A 21,634-nucleotide genomic window follows, 5' to 3' on the forward strand; every position below is an offset into this window, starting at 1 on the left:
ATAAAGCTATTCATCCAATTTTAACATAATTTTGTCGTTATAATTTCCGGATGGATGACATCCTTAAAACAATCTAACTTAAAATTTTAATTATGAAAAAAATAGTTTTGGTAGTGGTTGCCTTTATAGGCTTTACAGCATTATCTAATGCACAAATAATTTCTGACAACGCACTAGGTTTACGTCTCGGTGATAGTGATGGATTTGGTGGTGAAATTTCTTATCAACGAGCAGTTGCTTCAGACGAACGTTTAGAATTTACCCTCGGATGGAGAGATGGAAATAATTTTGATGGTTTTAAAATTGCTGGATTATACCAATGGGTATGGAACATTGATGGAGGCTTTAACTGGTATGCCGGCGTAGGTGGCGGACTAGGTGCTTACGAATTTGATAACAGGAATAATGATTTTGATGATGATTTTAGTGATACGTTTGTTTTTATCGCTGGAGACATTGGTATAGAATACAATTTTGATATCCCTTTATTATTGTCTTTGGATTTTAGACCAGAGTTTGGTTTCGGAGATGACCGTTTTGACAATGATGACCTAGACTTTGATATTGCTTTAGGTATAAGATATCAGTTCTAAACTTGTTTAAAATATATTGAAAAGCCATTTCTGATGAAATGGCTTTTTTTTTATTTAAAAGTCATGAGGTACTGCTTAAGCGTTTGCTCATAAATGGCTTCGTACTTAGGAACAATAGCATGTAAATCAAAATTTAGTGACTGTGCTTTTGCATTCGCTTTAAAGGTTTGGAGTGTATCTTCATCTTTTAAAATCTTCAATGCATTTTCAATCATACTTTCTACATCACCAACATCACTTAAATATCCTGAAAAGCCATCTATATTAACTTCTGACAACCCGCCAGAGTTTGTTGAAATCACAGGCACACTTGATGCCATGGCTTCTAAGGCCGCCAAACCAAAGCTTTCTGTTTGAGATGGCAATAAGAATAAATCGCTAAAGCAGAGAATTCGGTCAATTTCGTTACTGTTTCCAAAAAACACCACTTTATCTTGCAGGCCAAGATCATCAATCATCTTCTCAGCCTTCACCTTTTCTGGCCCTTCACCTACCATCATTAGCTTTGCAGGTATCTCTTTTTGAATACCATTGAATATACTCACAACGTCTGGTATGTTTTTAACCTCCCTAAAATTACTGATATGGGTTATAATACGTTCGGACTCATCCGCCATCATGTCCCTTTGGCAATCCGTAAAACCATTTTGATGCTTGTCCAAATCTATAAAATTGGAGATTACAGAAATATCCTTTTTGATATTAAATAATCGAAGCGTGTCTCTTTTTAGGTTTTCTGATACCGATGTCACCGCATCGGATTTATTAATACTAAATGCTACAGCAGGCTTATAAAATGGATGACTACCAACCAAAGTAATATCTGTCCCATGTAAAGTCGTTACAATGGGAATTAACAGTCCTTCCTCTTTCAACATCTGTTGCGCCATAAAAGCTGCGTAGGCATGCGGAATGGCATAATGGACATGGAGCAATTCAATTTTATGCAATTTTACCATATCTACCAACTTACTTGACAAGGCCAACTCATATGGTTGATAATGGAATAATGGGTATTCTGGCACGTGGACTTCATGGAAATGAAGATTGGAACCCAAAAGTTCTAAACGCACTGGTTGTTTATAGGTTATAAAATGAATCTCGTGCCCTCGCTTAGATAGTTCTAAACCTAGTTCCGTAGCTACAACGCCACTTCCCCCAAAAGTTGGGTAACAAACAATTCCTATTTTCATCTATATGTTTAGTTGATTCTTCAGCTTTAAAGGTAACTATACCATCAATAAACCGTGAGACAAGTGATGAAAAATTAAGGATTTTTAACGTTTAAAGATCAATATAACTTTCCTTTTCTTCTGTAATAGCTTCATAAATAAGACGTTGAATTTCCGTACGGATATTCTCTTTTAAAAGGCGATTTGCCCCTGCGGTAGGATAGGTTCTGTTGGCTAAAAAGACATAAACAATTTCTTCATCAGGATCCGCCCAAGCGTAAGTCCCTGTGAAACCAGAATGTCCAAAACTTTTCATGGAAATACAGCCACAGGTTGGCCCTACATCCCCTAACTGAGGTTTGTCAAAACCAATACCTCGGCGGTTATTATTTTTACAGTAATAACAAAAATTGAATTTGTTAACGGTTTCCTCTTTTAGGTAACGTTTACCACCATAATAGCCTTTTTGAAGATACATCTGCATGATCTTGGCAACATCATTAGCGTTACTAAAAATACCAGCATGCCCACCTACTCCACCTTGCATGGCTGCACCCATATCATGTACATAACCCTGCACGGTTTGGAACCTATAATAGTCATCAACCTCCGTTGGTATTATTTGTTCTAAATCAAATTTTTCTCGTGGTTTATACGTCGTGTAATTCGCCCCTAAGGATTGATAAAAATGATCTTGTACCAACTCGTCAAGCCCCTTATTATAATGTGTTTCAATATATTTTTTAAAGATATAATATGGCAAATCACTATAGCGGTATCGCAAACGGGATAAGGGCTCAGACTGTTTAATAATCTCAACAATAGAATCTTGATAATCGGTTCGCATAAAAAGGTTTTCTGCTACTTCAACAGCAAAAACATCACTTTTTTTAGTGCTATAAAAATCCTTTGATGGTTTTTTTGTTATACTATCTAAGGTCGCTACATAAAAAGGAATCCAAGGTTTTAGTCTTGCATAATGCGATAGCATCTGTTTTGGAGTTATTCTAGACTTATTGCTGTATTCAAACTCTGGTAAAAGTACCCTAAGACTATTATTTAAGGAGAACACTTGCTGTTCTTCCATTTCCATCAAGAGCGGTAGGGTTGCTAAAATTTTGGTTAGTGATGCTACATCATAAACATCATCAAATTCTACTTTTTTTTTACCCTCGTAGGTATGTTTTCCGAAGTTCTTGTTATAAATGACTTTTCCTTTTCTAGCTACCAAAAGCTGAATACCAGGCGTCATTCCATTATCGACGGCATAGTTAGCTACAGAATCTAACTTTGCTAATTTTTCTGAATCCATTCCAACACGTTCTGGCAATGCATACCCTAAGGTTTTTATAGCTTTAAACTCAATGCCGTTATTCGCTTTAAAATTTTCACCTGCAGATACTGGTAATTTTCCTTTTGCAGAAATAGCTCCAAACAATAATTGTGCTGACTTTTGTTGAGCAATGTCACTATTTTGATAACTGACTACAACGCCTTCAATATTCTCAATAGATGTAATATCCATTAAAGCATAGGGTCTTGCAAATACATTTAAAATCACCCGATTGGTACGAGCAATCTCTTGAAGCCACACTAACTCCTTATCCGTGAATTTATAGCCCTGCCAAGGGTTATCGTTAGATTTATGGAGGCCAATGATTACAGTGTTGTACTTTTGAAGTTTTACAATTAAACTGTTTAAATCATCAGACTTAATCTCATCGACTTTGGTGTATTTTTTTAGTTCAGAAAGAAATTCTGAACCAGAATCGTTACCAAATTTCACATAAGCGATTTGCTTGCGCTCTAAAGCCCTAATAGGCAACAAGTCTGAATCATTCTTTACGACGGATATGGCATTTTCCATCAATTCACCATACAACAAATCGTCCTTAATACGGTTTAAATCCTTGCCTAAGTTATATAGCCCAACAGGCTCATAATTATGAAGGCCTACCTTATATTTTGCCATCAAGATCTTCTTTACTGAGTGCGACAAGCGACCTTCAGAAATTGTACCAGATTGGTAGGCGCTCAAAATTTTTGCCGCGCCTTTTGAAACGTCTTCAGACATTAAAAGGACATCGTTACCCGCCATAAATGCAGCTAAATCTATAGCGCCCGTTTCATTAAAATCCGCTGCTCCTTTCATGGTGAGAGCATCAGTAAAAATAAGGCCTTTAAACTGTAAGCGTTTCTTTAGAATATCTGTTATGATATGTTTAGAAAGTGATGAAGGTAATCCTGCTTTGGATTCTAAATTGGGCACATTTAAGTGAGCCACCATAACACTAGAAAGCCCCTCTTTAATCAAAGTCTTATACGGGTGTAACTCAACTGAATCAATTCTTTGCTTAGAAAAATTAATGGTTGGTAATGTGTGATGCGAATCGTCTTCGGTATCTCCATGACCTGGAAAATGCTTTGCGTTGGCCAAGACTCCCGCAGATTGCATGCCCTTCATAAAAGCCAATCCTTTAGATGTGACATTATCTCTATCCTCACCAAAAGAGCGATTGCCTATAATCGGGTTTTTTGGATTTGTATTGATATCTACAACTGGTGCAAAGTTAAAGTGCACTCCCAATCGTTTACAGTGTTCTCCAATCTGATAACCCGTTTGCTCAATAAGTTTATTGTCTTGTATTGCGCCTAGCGTCATGTTCCATGGAAATGCATAAGTAGAGTCCAGTCGCATACTTAATCCCCACTCGGCATCCATACCAATCAACAAAGGTGTTTTTGCCGCAAATTGAAGATCATTGTTAAGCTTGGCTTGTCTGTAAGGGCCACCCTTTGTGTATATAATTCCGCCAATGTGCTGTTCCTTTACAAGTTTTACAACCTCATTAACATTAAGTTGTTTTTCATCTGAATACACCTGAACCATAAATAATTGACCTATTCGCTCTTTCAGCGTCATAGATTCATAGGCGCTATCCACCCATTTTTGTTGGGCTTTTAAATCATCCGCAAGTAATGGGTTATCTAAATCTATTTGAGAAAAGCTGAATTGAGTCAACAAACAGCAAAGAAAGAGGGCTAAGTTTCGCATTAACAATATTATCGTTTATAGGTTTACAACGAATACTGTGCCAAATTAGCATAATTGCAACTAAGTAAGAAGCATTTTAAGAGGGATTTATGAAGACTTTAATTAACAATTTGAGACTGTTACTCCAACAAATCAATATGACGATCATGATAGCCTAAAAGATAGAGCACACCATCTAAACCAATACTAGAAATAGAACTTTGTGCATTTTCCTTTACCGTAGGTTTGGCATGAAAAGCAATACCAAGACCTGCAAGATTGAGCATTGGCAAATCATTAGCTCCATCACCAACGGCAATGGTCTGCCCTATATCTATGCCTTCTTTTTCAGCTAATTCCTTGAGAAGTTGCGCTTTCTTATCGCCATCCACAATGTCACCTACATAACCACCGGTAAGCACACCGTCCTTTATTTCAAGTTCATTGGCATAGACATAGTCAATATCTAATTTTTCTTTTAGATAATTCCCAAAATACGTAAACCCACCAGATAATATCGCCGTTTTAAAGCCATATTTATGCAAGGTATCAACCAAACGTCTAGCTCCTTTAGTAATCGGTAATCGCTCAGCTACTTCTTGTAAAACTTCTTCTTTTAGACCTTTCAACAATTTCATTCGTCTTATAAAACTTTCCTGAAAGTCAATTTCGCCCTGCATAGCAGATTCAGTGATCGCTTTAACCTCCTCACCAACACCTGCAAATTCCGCTAACTCATCAATGACTTCTGTCTGAATCAAGGTTGAATCCATATCAAAACACACCAATCGTCTATTGCGTCTAAAAATATTATCCTCCTGAAATGCAATATCGACATCTAAATCCTTTGAAATCTGGACAAATTTTTCCGTCAACTCAGCCTTATTCTCAATTTTACCCCTAATGGATAACTGAATGGATGCTCTTGGATATTCCTCAGATTTCACCAAGGACAAACGTCCTGTTAAACGCTTTATGGAATCAATATTTAGGTTTTTGTCCGATATGATTTTAGTGACATCCGATATTTGCTTGGCCGCTAATTTTTCACCCAGAATAGTGACTATATAACGATCCTTGCCTTGAAGGGTTACCCAGTTTTCATAATCCTCAAGTGATATGGGAGTAAACTTAGCTTTAATTCCTAATTCGTAAGATTTAAACAATAAATCCTTTAGAACTGCAGCTGATTTTTTACCTGAAGGAATTTCGAATAATATACCGAGAGATAAGGTGTCGTGAATATTAGCTTGACCGATATCCAGTACTTTTGCACCATATTCAGCTAAAACACTGGTCAATCCAGATGTTAGTCCCGGTTTATCTTGTCCTGAAATATTTAGTAAAAAAATGTCTGTAGCCAAGGTTCAAAATTTTGAAGCGTAAAAATGGCTATTCTAATTGAATTATAAAAGTTTATTTGAAGTTAGTACTATTTAATAAACCGACTATGCCAGCTTTCACTGGCTGGTACCTCCCAGTTTTCCTTAAACTCAGCAATATTGTTTACCAAATTGTTAAACACGATGGTGTTTTTGGAAACAGCCTTTTGCTTGGCCATTTTTTTAAAATCCAGTAAAGGTTTGTAAGCAATATACTCCCCTTGCTTATAAGACACATTCATTTTATCCATTAAATCAACATTGTACTCTTTTTCTAATTGTTGAATAAAACGTACAGAAGCATCAATGGAGCAACCTGTTGCGGTGTTTAAGCTTTGGTTTAAAGCTATAGCTATAAAACGCTTATATACAATATTAAAGCCAGCTTGTAAATCTTGTCCATGAGCAGTCCATTGTGTTAAAAATTCAGACAGCTTATGTTTTATCTCAACAATCTCATCTTCGGTAAAAGATCTATTGGCTTGGTAAATCCATACTCTAGATTCATCCGGGAGCTTATCAAATTCTACTAACATAAATTAATTTTTTCAGTAACAAAAATACAATATTACATCCAATCCCTATTAGAGGATTCGACCTTATAAAGCAGGTTATTACAAATAGCTTGCGCATCTATTTCCTTAATGTAAGGAATGGTAATGCTCTTGGAAGCCGTTGCAATTATTACCGATGTGATGCCCCTTCGTTTTTGAAAAATAGTTTGGCTGATTTCTATAGATTGAATTTTATGAATTTCCAAAATATTGGTAACTGTATCAATAAAACCGCTGGTTATTGTAATAAAATTATCAGAAATTAAATAGCCTGATTTTCTGTAACGTACATAAACGTAAATTGCTATAAATACAAGAAACAGAAAATTTATTAGCCAGAAGCCTTTACCGATGACGGCATAAGCTGGAATATTCAGTAATCCAAAAACCAATAAAAGCCTCAACCATAGAATGTATTTAAAATAACCTTCTGGCTTGAGAAAATTTTCAGGTTTAGAATAGATTTTTAATAATTTATTGATTAAATAGTCGAGCTGTAAGCCGTCTAAAGCAACAATGGCGAAATTCTTCTGTTGCTTTTTATTAGACATTGCCTGTTTTACTGAAAGTCTATAAAGTCCTAACCATTCTTTAATACGATTTGTTTTTACGACTATATTTTGAATGCGGCTTGGAGTAAGCGTCAAGGACATCTTATTGAAAAGTCCTTTATTGATTTCAATATTTTTATGGTGCTCAATCACTTCTAAATTAAAGTTAATAATGAGCATTTTTATTACTGAAAATAATATTGAAATAATCAGAAAAGCAAGAACAGCAATCAGCGCAATAAAAAGTGACCCAATAAAAACGGTTTCAGCAAATTGGATGTTGTTTTCAACCTGCTCTTCAATACCGAAACTTTCAAAGTACTCTTCTGCTTGATAATAGATACCGACAAAAAATGAAACAATAATTAAAAAGCTTTTAAAGTGATTCTCAGAAATACCCTCTAAAAGCAAACGTTTTATTGAGGCCTTGAAAAAAACCTTTTTCTCAGATTTATCAATTTTGGATACATCAATGTCAGCTTCTTCAGATAATGAGCGCCTTACAAACAACTGTTCTTTTAGTCGTGTTGCATTGCCCCTATCTAAAGCATTAATCGTTATTTCAGATTTATCATCGCCCGCAGTTTCAATATTTATGGAGACGACATCTATCAATTGTTGTAAAAAATTCTGCTTTATATTGACGTTCTGTATTTTAGATTTCGGAACAACTATAGTGTCTTTATTTAAAATGCCACTAGAAAGGTGGAAATCATCTTGACTCACATGAAATTTAAAGTTGAGGTATCTTAGGATTGAATACACCAATATACCAATCACAATCAGTACTAGTATTCCTATGATGACTGCAATGCTTAAATTAGCAAAAGAATTTTTTCTAAAAATTGAAACCCCAAGCGCTAAAAACAAGACAAAAAACCGTCGAACAAACTGAACCGATTTCAAACCAAAAATGACGATAACTCCCTTTGGCGATTGTCTTACTGGTTGTGAAAAATCAATCTTCTGCATCAACTTTGGCGCTTAGAAAATCATTGATTCTTCTGGCTTCGTCCTCGGTTAAGCCTCGAATGCTTAAATCTGTACCTGACTCCCCTGCCGTGAATAATTTAAGAGACGCCAAACCAAACTGTCTTGCAAGCCAAGTCCTGGTTTCCTCGATGTGCTGAATTCTTGAAATCGGCACAACAGTTAATTTAAGAAATAGAAGCCCTTTTGAATAAATAACATCCTTTTCCCTTAAGGCATATTTTCTTTTACGAAAGGCAAGAACTGAAAAAATTAAATTAACAGCTAGAATCACTGTCAATACTAGTATCAAATACCAGAAATATTCTGTAAACAACACATCATTTGCAAAAATATTTGCCATAATTAATGCACTATAAGCAATAGCGAATAGGATGAATTTATTAATGAGAATAATGTTTAAATACTTCTTGGATATTGGCGTCATAGTAACGTCATCCAATTTTGGCAATGATTCTAGTTCTATTTGAGCATTTGTGAACATCTATTTTTCCTTTGATAAAAAATAATATTTTCTTGCAGCTCCTGTACCTGCAAAGAATAAAAACCATAAGGGCATATATACCCAATTAATTTGACCGTTTTTGAAGTAGGTAAGAATAAGAAGCACTGTCGTCCAAAGCAGTCCATTTTTTAATGCAGCATATATAAGCTGTTTATTATCGGACATAACTTTTATAAATCCTGAGCGTTTGCAATCAATTCAGCAATATCCATCACCTGAATTTCAGATTCTTTTTCTTTGTTCTTAACGCCGTCTGTCATCATGGTGTTACAGAAAGGACAACCTGCAGCGATAATTTGAGGCTTAGTTTCTAAAGCTTGTTCCGTACGCTCAATATTAACGTCTTTATTTCCTGGCTCTGGCTCTTTAAACATTTGTGCTCCACCAGCACCACAACACAAGCCTCTACTTTTACAGCTTTTCATTTCAACCAGCTCAGCGTCAAGTTTTCTAATCAAGTCACGCGGCGCTTCATAGACGTTGTTGGCACGACCTAGATAACAGGGGTCGTGGAATGTGATTCGTTTTCCTTTAAACTGCCCTCCTTCAATGGTAATTCTGCCATCATTTAAAAGGCCTTTTAAAAATTGTGTGTGGTGTACGACATCATAATTGCCGCCTAAGGAAGGATACTCATTCTTCAGAGTATTAAAACAATGTGGGCATGTCGTCACAATCTTTTTTATCTCATAAGCATTCATCACCTCAATATTAGTCACTGCCTGCATCTGAAATAAGAATTCATTTCCAGAACGTTTTGCAGGATCCCCAGTACAACTTTCCTCAGCTCCTAAAACTGCAAAGTCCACATTAGCCTTATGCAAAAGCTTTACAAATGCTTTTGTTATCTTTTTAGCTCTGTCATCAAAACTACCAGCACATCCCACCCAGAACAATACTTCTGGTTGCTTTCCTTCTGCCATATATTCTGCCATTGTTGGCACTTTAAGTTGTTCGCTCATTCTTGCTTAATTATTTATTGCTCATTCGCCCAGTTTAAACGATCCATTTGGTTGTAAGGCCATGGAGCACCATTATTTTCAATATTGGTCATCATATTATTCAGCTCCATCGGTGCTGCACTCTCCTCCATTACCAAATAACGACGCATATCCATGATAATAGATAATGGATCAATACTCACAGGGCATGCTTCAACACAAGCATTACAACTGGTGCAGGCCCAAAGTTCTTCTTTAGTGATATAGTCGTTGAGTAATTGTTTATCATCGGGTTTAAATACACCTTTATTTGCTGTTATGTTTTTACCAACTTCCTCAAGACGGTCACGGGTATCCATCATAATTTTTCGAGGAGAAAGCTTTTTACCTGTTTGGTTTGCAGGACATTCACTCGTGCAGCGCCCACACTCGGTACAGGTATAGGCATTTAATAATTGTACCTGGCTTAAATCCATAACATCGCTTGCACCAAACTTTTCTGGCTCACCATCATCTTCACTTTCTGGTGGAGCAGCAAAAGGATCTGCATTAGGGTCCATCATTAACATCACTTCTTTGGTAACCGCATCTAAGTTATTGAACTGCCCTTGTGGATTAACACGTCCATAATACACATTAGGGAATGCCAATATAATATGCAAATGTTTTGAAAAATAGAGATAATTTAAGAACACCAAAATACCAACAATATGTAACCACCAAGCAGTGCGCTCTATAATATGAAGTGTGTTTTCTGAAAACCCTTCAAACCAAGGAGCGATAAATTGACTTATAATATTTCCAGATGCCATATTCTGAAATTCGATATCAGCAGCATTCATGATAAGGAATAGGCACATTAAAACGACTTCAAAATAAAGGATAAGGTTACCATCTTGTTTTGGCCAGCCTTTCATTTCGGCACTTAGAAACCGTTTTAGCTTAATGATGTTTCGACGTAACCAAAAAACGATTACGGATACTAATACTAAAAGCGCGAGAATTTCAAAGCTTCCTATTAAAAAACCATATACAGATAAAGGAAGGATTTCTAAGCCAATGCGATGGGTACCTAATAAACCATCTATGATAATTTCGAGGACTTCTATATTGATGATAATAAAGCCTATATACACAATAACATGAAGAAAACCTGCAATAGGCCGTTTTACCATTTTGCTCTGGCCCAATGCAATTTGCACTACATTTTTCCATCGCTGAGAACTACTGTCAGAAGCATCAACAGGTTTGCCCAGCTTAATATTTCTAATAAGAAGCCTAACATTTTTAGTAAAATAACCAATCCCAGCAATAAGGATAATGGCAAAAATTATATTTGGAAGGTACTGCATGTTAATTGTTCTAGTCGTTCATTTGCTCTTCGGTGGGAGGCTCGTAAGGAATTTCCCGTTTAGATAAAATACGCCTGTATCTTGCGGGGTGTAATTTTATATCCAACAATAGCAGCTCTAACTCTTTAGATGCACCTTCAAGGTTTTTGTATAAAGCATCATCATTTAACAGTTTTCCCATAGTACCTTCACCTGCATCAAGACCTTCAATAAGCCCGTTAATCTTTAGCAATGTCGCATCAAAATCCTTAATGGTTTTAGAAATTTCAGCATCGTTTAAGTCCTTAACGAGTATAGCCAACTCTTTACTGGTATTGTTAAAGTTGCCCAACAGGGAGTCAATTTTATCTTCATTGTTTTTAACCAATTCGTTAAATGAATAGGATAATCCTCTAAACGATTTAATCGTTTTGTTCAATTCCGCAATGGTAGCCTTTAAGCCGTCTTCCGAATCACTGGCAACAATCTTATTTAAGTTTACCATTAGGGTATCGGCAGACTGAAGCGTACTGTCTAAATTACTACCTAAACCTGTAAAATTCTCTTTTAAAGATGTGATGAGCCCAGGCTGGACTTCAGATTTAATAAAATCCCCTTTCTGTGCAGTTTCTCCATCTTCAGCATCAATAATAGCCAAAGCATTACCGCCCATTAGGCCAGTTTCATAGAGTCGGATTGTACTGTTCTTAGAAAATTTTAGTTGAGGGTCGACAGAAAAATACACCAATGTTTTTCCTGATTCAAAATCATATTTAATATCCTCAACCTTGCCCACTCTGTTGCCTTTTATGGTCACAGCAGAAGACATTGTTAGGGCATTATAGTCGAATTGTGTGTAGAAATTGGTCTTATCATCAAACAGGTTTTCACCCTTTAGATAATTGAATAAATATATGAATAACAAAATTCCGGAAATCACCAGAATCGCTGTTTTAACTTCTCTTGAAATTTTCAATGCTTAGAAACTTTTGTTCCAAACAAAATTAGGAATTAATTTAGAACTTTAAGATTTAATTTGAAGTGGATTTAAGAGCATCATCTACGGAAATCTGCACACCATCCTTAAATGCTACTATAAAGCAAGAATCATAGCCTACTTTAGCAGCCCTCAGCTTACGGTTTTTAATCTCATTATAATCGGACGTAGCTCCATAGTAATACTTATAAAGATTATTTACCTGCTCTCGTGAAACATCGTCCAAACCATTAAAATTATACGGTTTAGGCTCTAACTTTCTGGAGCTTGCTGCTATCTGAACTTTAAAAGTAACGTCTTCAATAATCCTAGTTTCTCTTTGAGGTAATGGGGTATGTTGCTTTATGTCTTCTGCGGCTTGCAGAAAACTATCCCCAATATTTTGATCAAGTTCATTTTTATACGAAATAATGGCCTTTTCTATAGCCACAGCCATATTCTGCTGCCCTCTTTTAGAATTGAGATATGGCCCCTCCTGGTTATTGGTTAAAAAACCTAACTCTACCAATACACTTGGCATATAGGTATTTCTAATGACTAAAAGGCTGGCTTGTTTTAAACCACGGCTTTTACGTTTGGCGTTCTTAACGAAATTATCTTCAATCTTACGCGCTAAAACTATACTCTGCTCTACATATATTTCTTGTTCTATTCCGATGGCTATAGTCGATTCTGGTGAGCTTGGGTCAAACCCTGCGTAGTTTTTCTCATAGTTATCCTCTAAGAAAATAACTTCATTCTCCTTCTTGGCAACGGCAAAGTTTCTAGCTGTATTGGCTGCTCCAAGAACAAAAGTTTCAGTACCAGAAGCTTGGGTATGATGAGAATTACAATGAACCGACACAAAAAGATCAGCATCAGCTTTATTGGCAATATCTGCACGCTCATGTAATTCTAAGAACACATCGGTCTTTCGGGTGTAGATGACTTTAATATCTGGATTGTCTTCCAAAGCCTTACCAACTTCCAAAACAACCTTTAAAGCAATATTCTTTTCTTTATAACCATTCCCTAAATTGCCAGGGTCTCCTCCTCCATGACCAGCATCCAATACAACCACAAACTTATCATCGTCAGCTTGGGCCATACCTTGCGGTGTTAAACCTATTATAAATAAAAGGGAGATAAATACTAATCTGTATATCATGTTCGTTTGCATCATAATCCTAACGGTAATGAACTCTGCTTATTTTGTGTCTAAATTTATATTACTTTTTAATTTGAAAGTTTAATGCCGTTAATAAAACCTCAACAAAAAAATATATGTAATTTTGGCGTTTCAAAAACCGAGCCATACTTTTACAAAAATACATTAAAAGGTTTGCGTACAAATAGCCTACAGATACTTTTTGCCTTGAGTTTTACAGTGTTTATCAACACTTTGGGCTTTGCGCAAGAAATCCCTATAAAAGGCAAGCCCGTTATAAAACCTAAAACGACCATAGACTCTACAACTGTTGTTTTAGATTCCATTGCAGCTCTCAACCCTCCTATTAAACAAGTGGATTCGGTAAAAACAGATAGTACCAAACAAAAAAGCATTCTTGATGATATTGTAAAGTACAAAGCAACGGACTATGTGCGTTTTAATCAGCGTGAACAAAAAATCTATCTCTACAACGAAGCTGAAGTCTATTATCAAGACCTAGAAATAAAGGCCGGGGTCATTGTTATCGACAACAGTACTAATCTTGTCTATGCAGGCCGTATAAAAGATTCAACAGGCTACTCTCAAGCACCAGTTTTTAAGCAAGGGCCTAACGTGATTGAGCCTGACTCGATTATTTTTAATTCTGAAACACGTAAAGCGATTATATTCAATTCTAGAACCGAAGATTCTGGATTCAACATTTTTGCTCCTATTACAAAGCGTGAAAATGATTCCGTCATTTTTATGAAGGATGCTCGCTTTACAACAGCAGAAAATTTAGACGACCCCGAGTATCAATTCATATCCTCAAAAATAAAATTGGTACCAAATAAGAAAATTGTTGTCGGCCCTACCTTTATGGAAATTTATGGTGTGCCAACGCCGATTGCATTACCGTTTGCATATTTTCCATTAACCAAGAACAAACAAGTTTCTGGTGTTATTTTTCCAACGTTTGGTGAAGATACTGGTAATGATCGTGGCTATTTTATCCAAAATGGTGGCTATTATTTTGCGATTAGTGATTATGCCGATTTAGCGGTGCTTGGAGACTATTACACTAATGGTAGTTATGGTTTAAGAATGGAATCTAATTATGCCTTACGCTATAAATTTAGCGGTAACATGAGTTTTAGGTACGAAAACTTACTTAATAGCGAACGTGGTTTCCCTGACTTTGCACAAAACACCATATACAATATTCGTTGGTCGCACTCGCAAGACGCCAAGGCAAACCCAAACTCAAGGTTCTCTGCCTCCGTCAACCTAGGAAGTAGCCAATACTATCAGCAATCCATTAACCAACTGAACCAATCGAATTTTTTAAATAACACCTTGGCGTCCTCGGTGTCGTATTCAAAAACCTTTCAAGGGGAACCACAGGTCAACTTAAACTTAAGTGCTACGCATTCTCAAAATACACAGACAGAAAGCATTAATTTAACCTTGCCGACCATGCAGTTGTCCGTTGGGAGGGTCTACCCTTTTGCACCAAAAAACGGTAGTAAAAAAGGAATTATTCAAAATATCAATTTTCAGTACAACTCACGAGCGGAATATCGCATCAGTACAACGGATTCATTATTTGGTAAAAGCGAAATGTTCGATGATGCCCTCGCTGGTATGCAACATAATTTACCAATTACCACTAACTTTAAGCTCTTCGATTACTTTAGCGTTAGTGCCAGTACCAACTATCAGGAAACTTGGACTTTAAATACCATTCGTCGTTTTCAAAACACAACAACTGGTGATGTAGAAACTGTTGACCTAAATGGTTTCGACGCATTTAGAACCTATAATTTCAGTACAAGTGTGGGTACCACGTTGTACGGGTTGTTTAATTTTCAAAAAGAAGGAAAAGACCCTAAAATACAAGCCATACGGCATGTCGTTAGACCGTCACTGAGTTATACGGTTACGCCAGCTTTTGATCAATATTATGAAACTTATGAGGTCGTTAGTGCTGATGGTACCACGTCCGATGAAGTATCTTATACCAGGTTTCAAAATTCTTTGTTTGGTTCACCAGGCAATCGATACTCAAGTTCTGTAGGGTTTTCATTAGGCAATAATATCGAAGCTAAGATAAGGCCGAAAGATTCTACAGAAACAGAGGCTAAGAAAATCATTCTACTGAACAACTTAAATTTTTCAACTGCCTATGATTTGGCAGCCGATTCCTTAAATATTTCTCCAGTTAGAATGAGTGGTGGTACACAAATTTTTAACAATAAAATGAGTGTCAATTTTGGCGCTACATTAGATCCTTATGCTTTGGACAGCAATAACAACAAGATTGACAAGTTCAATATTAATAATGGGGGAAGCTTATTTCGATTAACTTCTGCCAATATGAACATTAGCTATTCCTTAAGTAACGAAACATTTAGTAAAGAAAAAGATAAAGACGGTGGGGAAACAGATGATGCTGAAAAAAGAGCTTTGGAAGAATCGAGACGGTCTGGAGGTCGGGACGATGACCTTTTTGGTAAACCCCAGGATTTTTCAAACCGTATTGGTATTGATGACAATGATAAAAAAGACACTGAATCTGAACTCTACAACTATAAAATTCCTTGGTCTTTGCGTTTGGCCTATGCCGTAAATTATAATAATACAAGGCGAAATGATCAAATTTCATCACATTCCATCATGTTTTCGGGTGATATTGAATTATCCCCAAAATGGTCTGTTGGAGGCTCTTCTGGTTATGATGTGCTCAACAAAGGCTTTACATATACACAATTACGCTTTGAGCGAGATTTGTTGAGCTGGCGAATGAACTTTAGTTGGGTGCCTTTTAGCAATCGCTCTTCTTGGAACTTCTTTATTGGTATAAAATCCAATTTCCTACAAGATCTTAAATACGAGCAACGTCGTCAACCAGATCGCCGCTTAGGTAATTAAATTTAAAGGGCTGGATTTCCTATCTTTGGATTGTTTAATCTAAAAACGATTTCTGCCATAGCAGAAAAATATTATGAAAAAAATAATCAATACGTCAAAAGCACCAGCGCCTATAGGGCCCTACAATCAAGCGGTTTTATCTGGTAATACATTATACACGTCTGGCCAAATAGCATTTCACCCAGAAACTATGGAACTTGTTTTGGACGATATCAAAACAGAAACTAAACAGGTTATGGAAAACATGAAAGCCGTTTTGACCGAAGCAGGAATGACATTTGAAAACGTGATTAAAACCTCGATTTTTATTAGCGACATGAATAACTTTAGCCAAATCAACGCCGTTTATGGCAGTTATTTTAATGAAGCCACTGCCCCAGCCCGCGAAACGGTTGAGGTGGCTAATCTCCCTAAGTTTGTGAATGTAGAGATTAGTATGATTGCTGTTAAATAAATTAGTTAGCACATTACTCCTTTCTTAAGAGATTTAGTTCATAAAGTCTCATCACCCCTTGTTTTTACTTTTTAAATTCCTAATCAAACTATTTTTTGAATTAAGGTAGGGTAAATCGTTTTTCAGTTGTCTTACTTATAGAAACAGGGAATAAAAGCGTTATTCGTTTTTGTTCCAGTAAAAATGACAACAATGAAAACTTATAAAATAATAATACTAGCAATTACCCTAGCTATTGGCTATAACGTGCCATTAATAGCACAAGAGTCTACGTCAGAGTCAGAACAAACCATAGATAAAAAAACATATTACGAACAGCGTGCTAAAGAAGATGCCAAATTTGAGCAACAGTTTAAAGCTGAAAGTAAAGATGAAGAAGAACAGTTTTGGGAAGATCAAAAAGACTACGAAAAAGAGTTAAAAAGACGAGACAGAGCGGCCTATAGAGCATATATGCAAGGTAAGAGAGATGCCTATGCAGAGCATTACAATCATTGTAACTCGCATTGCCATCATAATGAATATTACTATTACCATGCATCCTATTATCACCATGGCTATAGAACGTATTATTATGAGCGTTACCCACGACGAAGCACAACTATTAGTACTGGAGTAAGAATCAATACTCCTCGTGTAAAAATTGGATTTTAATAAAACTTATTTTTGAGTTGGTTTAATTAGTTTAGTTAGGAGAAAGGCCGTCTTTTTTAAGGCGGTTTTTTTTATTTTCGTAGTTCCATAATCCAATCTTTAACCTTGAAGCTCAACAAAACCGAACTCAAAATATTTCTAGACGAAAAAGTACTTCAGTATAACCATCCCAAATTTATTGAGAGCGACCCCATACAAGTCCCACATCAGTTTTCCAAAAAAGAAGATATTGAAATCGCAGGATTTTTAACAGCAACTATTGCCTGGGGAAATCGAAAAAGTATCATTAAAAATGCGCATCGCATGATGCATCTGCTGGATAACTCACCTTATGACTTTATCATGAATCACAAAGAGGCAGATTTAAAAGCTCTACTCCCCTTTGTTCACCGAACGTTTAATGGTTATGATTTTATTCAGTTTGTACATAGCTTAAAACACATTTACAGGCATCATGATGGTCTTGAAGCCGTATTTTCCAAATATGCTGAATCGAACTCGCTTCAAAACAGTATTCATCATTTTAAAACTCACTTTTTTGAAATCGAACATTTAGAACGAACAAAAAAACATGTTAGTGATCCTCTTAAAAATTCAGCTGCTAAACGAATTAATATGTACTTACGTTGGATGGTCAGGAATGACAATAACGGTGTCGATTTTGGTATTTGGAAATCCCTGTCCCCTTCTCAACTCAGCTGCCCGCTCGATGTGCATTCTGGGAACGTTGCACGCAAGCTTGGTCTGCTGAAACGAAAACAAAATGACGCAAAAGCCCTGTCTGAATTAGACAAAGCCTTACGTAAATTAGACCCTACAGATCCCGTTAAATATGATTTTGCATTATTTGGCTTGGGTGTTTTTGAAGGATTTTAATCGCTGTTGCTTATCTTTAAGCTTTTAACACCAATCTTAATTATGAAAATTTATTACTCCTTTACCTTAAGTCTTATTTGCCTATTGGGATTCTCCCAGAATTTAGAAATACCGATAGACACAGCTTATGTCACCAGCCATACAACAACCATTAAGGGACAATCTGTCTCGTATTCTGCCAATACAGGATTTCAGCCTGTTTGGAACTCAGAAGGCGAAGTCACAGCCTCTTTATATTACACCTATTATAAACGCACCAATGATAAAACTGGTAATAAACGACCACTAATCATCTCATTTAACGGAGGCCCAGGCTCTGCTTCAGTTTGGATGCATGTGGCTTACACAGGTCCAAAAGTGTTGAATATTGATAATGAAGGCTACCCTATTCAACCCTATGGAGTAAAAAGCAACCCGAATTCAATTTTAGATGTCGCCGATATTGTTTTTGTGAATCCTGTGAATACGGGCTATTCCCGAAAGGTAAAACTAGCTGATGGTAAATATGCCGATGATAAAGAGTTCTTCGGAATAAACGCTGATATTGAATATTTAGCTGAATGGATCAATACTTTTGTGACCCGACATAACCGATGGGAATCGCCTAAATATATTATTGGAGAAAGCTACGGCGGCACTCGTGTTATGGGCTTAGCATTAGAGCTACAGAACAGCCAATGGATGTACCTTAACGGAGTCATCATGGTGTCACCTGCAGATTATAAAGTCTTACGTGTTGGTGGACCACTCGCCTCTAGTTTAAACTTGCCTTACTACACAGCCGCAGCGTGGTATCATAACATGTTGCCTTCTGAGCTTCAGAATAAAGATTTACTGGAGGTTTTACCAGAAGCTGAAAATTTCGCGGTCAATGAGTTGATTCCTGCTATTGCAAAAGGTGGATTTATTTCAGATTCAGAACGAAAAGCTATTGCCAAAAAAATGAGTTACTATTCAGGCTTGTCTGAAAAAGTTATTCTGCAACAAAATTTAGACGTGCCTAACCGCTTCTTCTGGAAAGAATTATTACGCGATAAAACAGGACAAACGATTGGACGTTTAGATTCGCGATATTTAGGAATCGACAAAGTAGAAACTGGTATAGGTCCTGATTATAGTGCAGAATTAACATCCTGGCTACATTCTTTCACCCCAGCCATTAATTATTACATTCAAAACGAATTAGGGTTTAAAACAGATGTAAAATATAACGTCTTTGGCAATGTCGGTAATTGGGACAGAAGCAATGATAATGTTAGGGACGATTTAAGACAAGCCATGGCTCAAAATCCATATTTAAAGATATTGACCCAATCTGGCTATTATGATGGGGCTACGACTTATTTTGCCGCAAAATACTCCCAATGGCAAATTGATCCTAGCGGAAAAATGAAAGACCGCATGTATTTTAGAGGCTATCGCAGTGGCCACATGATGTATTTACGCAACGAAGATCTTATTAAAGCCAACGACGATTTGCGCGAGTTTATAAAGAATTCTTCAACTAATGGTAAAGCGGCGAAATATTAAGAAATATTCGAAATAATTTAAAAAGAAAAGGGCTTCAAAATTGAAGCCCTTTTTAATTATATACAAATAAGTCTTACCCTTTTAACCAAGCAGTTCTTAACGCTTTTTGTTCTTCTGTAGCATCCTCAGCTTCAACCAATCCTTTGGACATGGCATAAGCCTTGGTCAACTTAGTTTTAATTTCAACAGGCTCGCCATTACGTTCTAATTTCATAGTAATATCTTGACCTTCTTGCCAAGAGAACATACCACCAATCACTTGCTGTGCGTTTGCTAATTTTAATTCCTGACCGTTGACTTCTTTGATGATATCACCAGCTTGAACTCCTTGAGCTTTCCAGAAAGAATTCTCTAAGGCTACAGCAGAGAAGGAAATCGTTCCTTGCGCTTGGTCAGCGTCAAAAATAATGTTCTGTCCACCCGCAAAAATATAGTTGGTCGCCACCTGAGTTTCGCCTACGGTTAAACCAACCATTTCAAAAAATTCATTATAATTGATAGGTACATCTCCTTGAACATGTGTGTTTAAAAACTCACCAACACTAGGATATGTCATTGCAGTGATCTCAGCAATAAGGTTGTCATCTTCAAAAGGCTTGCTCTTTCCATACTTACCAGATAATTCTTTCATCAGAGACAACATACTTCTTGTGCCGTTGCTTTCTTTTCGCATTAAAATATCAATACACATCCCAATCAACGCTCCTTTTTGGTACACATTGTAATACTGTTCCGCATAAGGCTCTTTTAAAACATTCTCACTCATTATCGTGAAGCTCATGGCGTCATTCATACGACGTGAAACATTAATCTTTTGCATGACCACGTTGTAGAACTCATCAGCTTCGATCAACCCTTCATACACCTGGAAGTGTTGCGCAAAATATTCAGTCACACCTTCGTACATCCATAAGTGTTTAGAGAATGTTGGATTGGCATAATCGAAATAATGAACGTCTTCAGAATGCACAGATAAAGGAGTTACAATATGAAAAAACTCATGTGCCACAACATCTATCATAGATTTAGCTAAACCTTCCTTTGATGATGCCTCTGGCAATACAACTACTGTTGATGTGTGATGCTCCAAAGCACCAAATCCTTTTGGTGAGGTATCTGCACCATCAGATAAGTACAAGAAAATATCGTAACGTGGAGTGCTATCTACATCACCTAAATATGTTTTTTGAGCTTTCATCATATCGAAAACCGTTTGCTTCATACTTGCTGCGGTATGTGTTCCATTAGGAGAGTACACACTCAATACAATCTTAATATCACCAACCATAAATTCTTCGACATCCAACTCACCATACATCATTGGGTTGTCCGTGATTTCAAAATAACGATCCGCAAAATAACTGGTCGTTGCACTTTTTCCATCTTCTGAAGGTGTTAATGCTTTTTCAGGGATTGCAGAAGACCTTTTAAAGTCAATCGGTGCTGTAACATCTAAAGCGTATTGATTGTTCTTTAGGCTATCGAAATACCCGATAAAACCATGAAGATTCAATACATAGTTTGTAGATTCTATGTTTGTACCTGCCGGTGAAAATGGCTGCTCTCCTCCGATGCCACCAGAAGATTCGATATCGAAAGTATCATTAACGTAATAGGTAATCTTATCTAATTTGGTTGCGTCTGTAATAGACCAGGTATTGGTATCGACTTTGGTAAAGGCTATTTCATTACCATCATAATCCAATGCTTTAAAATCATCTACATATTTTCCAAAATCACTCACAGAATAGGTCCCTTGTACTACTTTTGGCAATCTGTACGTTACAGTTTCTACGCTAAAACGACCGGGATTTATAGTCACTGGGACTTTATCCTCAACAACATTGTTAAGATCTAATGCCGTTACAATAGGGTTATTAACTGCTGAATCATCAACCTTTGGTTTTGTAGGACCGCATCCTACTAAAATTACACTCAAGCCAATAATGGCAAATACATTCTTCATTATATTAAATTTTTAAAACGCACAAATCTACAATTATAGAAGAC

The 21,634-nt window shown here is 36.5% G+C and carries 18 protein-coding genes; 6 read left to right on the top strand and 12 right to left on the bottom strand.

The window, feature by feature from the left end; genetic code table 11:
• Positions 1-92: 92 nt before the first annotated feature.
• A complete protein-coding gene (locus tag ACFEMA_RS08165; RefSeq protein WP_411767646.1) occupies positions 93-593 on the top strand; it encodes a hypothetical protein in 501 nt (166 codons plus the stop codon).
• 50 nt (positions 594-643) lie between these two features.
• Here ACFEMA_RS08165 and bshA read toward each other — a convergent pair whose 3' ends face one another.
• The 11 genes from bshA to ACFEMA_RS08220 all read right to left on the bottom strand — a co-directional run bounded on the left by bshA (position 644) and on the right by ACFEMA_RS08220 (position 13,197).
• The gene (gene bshA / locus ACFEMA_RS08170; RefSeq protein ID WP_411767647.1) at positions 644-1,786 is read right to left on the bottom strand and encodes an N-acetyl-alpha-D-glucosaminyl L-malate synthase BshA; all 1,143 of its coding nucleotides are present in this window, start codon (positions 1,784-1,786) and stop codon (positions 644-646) included.
• A 91-nt stretch (positions 1,787-1,877) separates the two neighbouring features.
• Positions 1,878-4,820, bottom strand: a complete 2,943-nt coding sequence (locus ACFEMA_RS08175) for a glycoside hydrolase family 3 N-terminal domain-containing protein (protein ID WP_411767648.1) — start codon at positions 4,818-4,820, stop codon at positions 1,878-1,880.
• Between the two features lie 119 nt (positions 4,821-4,939).
• The gene (gene serB, locus ACFEMA_RS08180) at positions 4,940-6,163 is read right to left on the bottom strand and encodes a phosphoserine phosphatase SerB (RefSeq protein WP_411767649.1); all 1,224 of its coding nucleotides are present in this window, start codon (positions 6,161-6,163) and stop codon (positions 4,940-4,942) included.
• Between the two features lie 68 nt (positions 6,164-6,231).
• The gene (locus ACFEMA_RS08185; protein ID WP_411767650.1) at positions 6,232-6,717 is read right to left on the bottom strand and encodes an ABC transporter ATPase; all 486 of its coding nucleotides are present in this window, start codon (positions 6,715-6,717) and stop codon (positions 6,232-6,234) included.
• Positions 6,718-6,749: 32 nt separating this feature from the next.
• Positions 6,750-8,258, bottom strand: coding sequence for a PH domain-containing protein (locus tag ACFEMA_RS08190; RefSeq protein ID WP_411767651.1), 1,509 nt, complete (start codon positions 8,256-8,258; stop codon positions 6,750-6,752).
• Positions 8,245-8,760, bottom strand: a complete 516-nt coding sequence (locus ACFEMA_RS08195) for a PH domain-containing protein (protein ID WP_411767652.1) — start codon at positions 8,758-8,760, stop codon at positions 8,245-8,247. Before ACFEMA_RS08195 ends, ACFEMA_RS08190 begins: the two co-directional genes overlap by 14 nt.
• Complete coding sequence (locus tag ACFEMA_RS08200) at positions 8,761-8,946, bottom strand: hypothetical protein (protein ID WP_411767653.1); 186 nt, start codon at positions 8,944-8,946, stop codon at positions 8,761-8,763. It lies immediately after the preceding gene.
• A gap of 5 nt (positions 8,947-8,951) precedes the next feature.
• Positions 8,952-9,743 carry a (Fe-S)-binding protein gene (locus ACFEMA_RS08205; protein WP_411767654.1) on the bottom strand — a complete coding sequence of 264 codons (792 nt, stop codon included), beginning with the start codon at positions 9,741-9,743 and terminating at the stop codon, positions 8,952-8,954.
• A 14-nt stretch (positions 9,744-9,757) separates the two neighbouring features.
• A complete protein-coding gene (locus tag ACFEMA_RS08210) occupies positions 9,758-11,074 on the bottom strand; it encodes a 4Fe-4S dicluster domain-containing protein (protein ID WP_411767655.1) in 1,317 nt (438 codons plus the stop codon).
• 10 nt (positions 11,075-11,084) lie between these two features.
• Positions 11,085-12,029 carry an MlaD family protein gene (locus tag ACFEMA_RS08215; protein ID WP_411767656.1) on the bottom strand — a complete coding sequence of 315 codons (945 nt, stop codon included), beginning with the start codon at positions 12,027-12,029 and terminating at the stop codon, positions 11,085-11,087.
• Between the two features lie 55 nt (positions 12,030-12,084).
• A complete protein-coding gene (locus ACFEMA_RS08220; protein ID WP_411767657.1) occupies positions 12,085-13,197 on the bottom strand; it encodes an N-acetylmuramoyl-L-alanine amidase family protein in 1,113 nt (370 codons plus the stop codon).
• 84 nt (positions 13,198-13,281) lie between these two features.
• Here ACFEMA_RS08220 and ACFEMA_RS08225 point away from each other — a divergent pair, with 84 nt between their 5' ends.
• The 5 genes from ACFEMA_RS08225 (at position 13,282) to ACFEMA_RS08245 (ending at position 19,624) form a co-directional block, all read left to right on the top strand.
• Positions 13,282-16,110 (top strand): putative LPS assembly protein LptD, encoded by a 2,829-nt coding sequence (locus ACFEMA_RS08225; RefSeq protein ID WP_411767658.1) that lies wholly within the window; start codon positions 13,282-13,284, stop codon positions 16,108-16,110.
• Positions 16,111-16,183: 73 nt separating this feature from the next.
• Positions 16,184-16,564 carry a RidA family protein gene (locus ACFEMA_RS08230; RefSeq protein ID WP_411767659.1) on the top strand — a complete coding sequence of 127 codons (381 nt, stop codon included), beginning with the start codon at positions 16,184-16,186 and terminating at the stop codon, positions 16,562-16,564.
• A 192-nt stretch (positions 16,565-16,756) separates the two neighbouring features.
• The gene (locus ACFEMA_RS08235; protein ID WP_411767660.1) at positions 16,757-17,218 is read left to right on the top strand and encodes a hypothetical protein; all 462 of its coding nucleotides are present in this window, start codon (positions 16,757-16,759) and stop codon (positions 17,216-17,218) included.
• Positions 17,219-17,323: 105 nt separating this feature from the next.
• Complete coding sequence (locus ACFEMA_RS08240) at positions 17,324-18,094, top strand: TIGR02757 family protein (protein WP_411767661.1); 771 nt, start codon at positions 17,324-17,326, stop codon at positions 18,092-18,094.
• A 42-nt stretch (positions 18,095-18,136) separates the two neighbouring features.
• Positions 18,137-19,624 carry a S10 family peptidase gene (locus ACFEMA_RS08245; RefSeq protein WP_411767662.1) on the top strand — a complete coding sequence of 496 codons (1,488 nt, stop codon included), beginning with the start codon at positions 18,137-18,139 and terminating at the stop codon, positions 19,622-19,624.
• 73 nt (positions 19,625-19,697) lie between these two features.
• Here ACFEMA_RS08245 and ACFEMA_RS08250 read toward each other — a convergent pair whose 3' ends face one another.
• Positions 19,698-21,590: a peptidase M61 gene (locus ACFEMA_RS08250; RefSeq protein ID WP_411767663.1), complete on the bottom strand. Its 1,893-nt coding sequence runs from the start codon at positions 21,588-21,590 to the stop codon at positions 19,698-19,700.
• Positions 21,591-21,634: the final 44 nt, after the last annotated feature.

This window comes from Winogradskyella sp. A3E31 (assembly GCF_046720935.1).
GTDB lineage: Bacteria > Bacteroidota > Bacteroidia > Flavobacteriales > Flavobacteriaceae > Winogradskyella.

What these genes read in the sequence shown, in the direction of transcription:
- ACFEMA_RS08195 (WP_411767652.1), bottom strand. Translation starts at nt 8,760, where the DNA reads ATGTTCACAAATGCTCAAATAGAACTAGAATCATTGCCAAAATTGGAT.
- ACFEMA_RS08185 (WP_411767650.1), bottom strand. Translation starts at nt 6,717, where the DNA reads ATGTTAGTAGAATTTGATAAGCTCCCGGATGAATCTAGAGTATGGATT.
- ACFEMA_RS08245 (WP_411767662.1), top strand. Translation starts at nt 18,137, where the DNA reads ATGAAAATTTATTACTCCTTTACCTTAAGTCTTATTTGCCTATTGGGA.
- ACFEMA_RS08235 (WP_411767660.1), top strand. Translation starts at nt 16,757, where the DNA reads ATGAAAACTTATAAAATAATAATACTAGCAATTACCCTAGCTATTGGC.
- ACFEMA_RS08200 (WP_411767653.1), bottom strand. Translation starts at nt 8,946, where the DNA reads ATGTCCGATAATAAACAGCTTATATATGCTGCATTAAAAAATGGACTG.
- ACFEMA_RS08165 (WP_411767646.1), top strand. Translation starts at nt 93, where the DNA reads ATGAAAAAAATAGTTTTGGTAGTGGTTGCCTTTATAGGCTTTACAGCA.
- ACFEMA_RS08225 (WP_411767658.1), top strand. Translation starts at nt 13,282, where the DNA reads ATGCCGTTAATAAAACCTCAACAAAAAAATATATGTAATTTTGGCGTT.
- ACFEMA_RS08220 (WP_411767657.1), bottom strand. Translation starts at nt 13,197, where the DNA reads ATGATATACAGATTAGTATTTATCTCCCTTTTATTTATAATAGGTTTA.
- ACFEMA_RS08190 (WP_411767651.1), bottom strand. Translation starts at nt 8,258, where the DNA reads ATGCAGAAGATTGATTTTTCACAACCAGTAAGACAATCGCCAAAGGGA.
- ACFEMA_RS08250 (WP_411767663.1), bottom strand. Translation starts at nt 21,590, where the DNA reads ATGAAGAATGTATTTGCCATTATTGGCTTGAGTGTAATTTTAGTAGGA.
- ACFEMA_RS08205 (WP_411767654.1), bottom strand. Translation starts at nt 9,743, where the DNA reads ATGAGCGAACAACTTAAAGTGCCAACAATGGCAGAATATATGGCAGAA.
- bshA (WP_411767647.1), bottom strand. Translation starts at nt 1,786, where the DNA reads ATGAAAATAGGAATTGTTTGTTACCCAACTTTTGGGGGAAGTGGCGTT.
- ACFEMA_RS08175 (WP_411767648.1), bottom strand. Translation starts at nt 4,820, where the DNA reads ATGCGAAACTTAGCCCTCTTTCTTTGCTGTTTGTTGACTCAATTCAGC.
- ACFEMA_RS08210 (WP_411767655.1), bottom strand. Translation starts at nt 11,074, where the DNA reads ATGCAGTACCTTCCAAATATAATTTTTGCCATTATCCTTATTGCTGGG.
- ACFEMA_RS08230 (WP_411767659.1), top strand. Translation starts at nt 16,184, where the DNA reads ATGAAAAAAATAATCAATACGTCAAAAGCACCAGCGCCTATAGGGCCC.